Here is a 610-nt window from a genome sequence, read left to right as displayed (position 1 = left end):
ATACTGTCCGTCGACACACCACCGATTGGTATGATCGGCAACCAGGGTAAGAGCACGAGTCGATTAGCTGGGTGTGGATTCAGATTTGTCAGCCTCATCAGACGAGGTAGACTCTGCAGCAGGGGCGGGTACGGGAACCCAGAGGCTTCCTCCGACCATGAAACTCCTAAGGAGCCAGACGCTCCTTCTTCATTAGTGGCTGACCCAGAAGGTGTGTCGGTCAGTGTGCGCTCCTCATCAGACTGGGAGGCAGTGACTACGCCGGACGCCACCTTTTTGGGTGTGGCTCTGGGAGCACGTGCAGCACGGGAAGGTGTGGAAGTGCCTGGGGGCACATACTCAGGGTCCCGCTCATCATCAGAGCCGATGATCATGCGTGCAGACGGGGCGACAGACTTTGATCGCCCGCGTGCATAAGTGCGGTCTTGCTTGGGTGCCATAGTAGATAGTACCTGCAAAGGATCAATATTAGTACGAGTAGTGGCAAACAAGACAAGCAAAACCACACAAAAAAAAATTAAAATAATATGACATTTCTATAGTAACAGTGACACACGACGGGCCTGGTGACGACTCGTCGTGACTATGACGGACCATCATGGGGTCCGTC

1 protein-coding gene is annotated in these 610 nt (G+C 53.6%); it reads left to right on the top strand.

Annotated elements, in window-relative coordinates; genetic code table 11:
- The first annotated feature begins 195 nt into the window (after window positions 1-195).
- Window positions 196-417 (top strand): hypothetical protein, encoded by a 222-nt coding sequence (locus tag D1Z90_RS20965; protein ID WP_119912679.1) that lies wholly within the window; start codon window positions 196-198, stop codon window positions 415-417.
- Window positions 418-610: the final 193 nt, after the last annotated feature.

The organism is Motilimonas pumila, from assembly GCF_003596335.1.
Taxonomy (GTDB): Bacteria; Pseudomonadota; Gammaproteobacteria; order Enterobacterales; family CBDFNC01; genus Motilimonas; species Motilimonas pumila.
The sequence above is the reverse complement of the archived record's forward strand: the minus strand, read 5'-3'. Positions and strand labels throughout refer to the sequence as shown.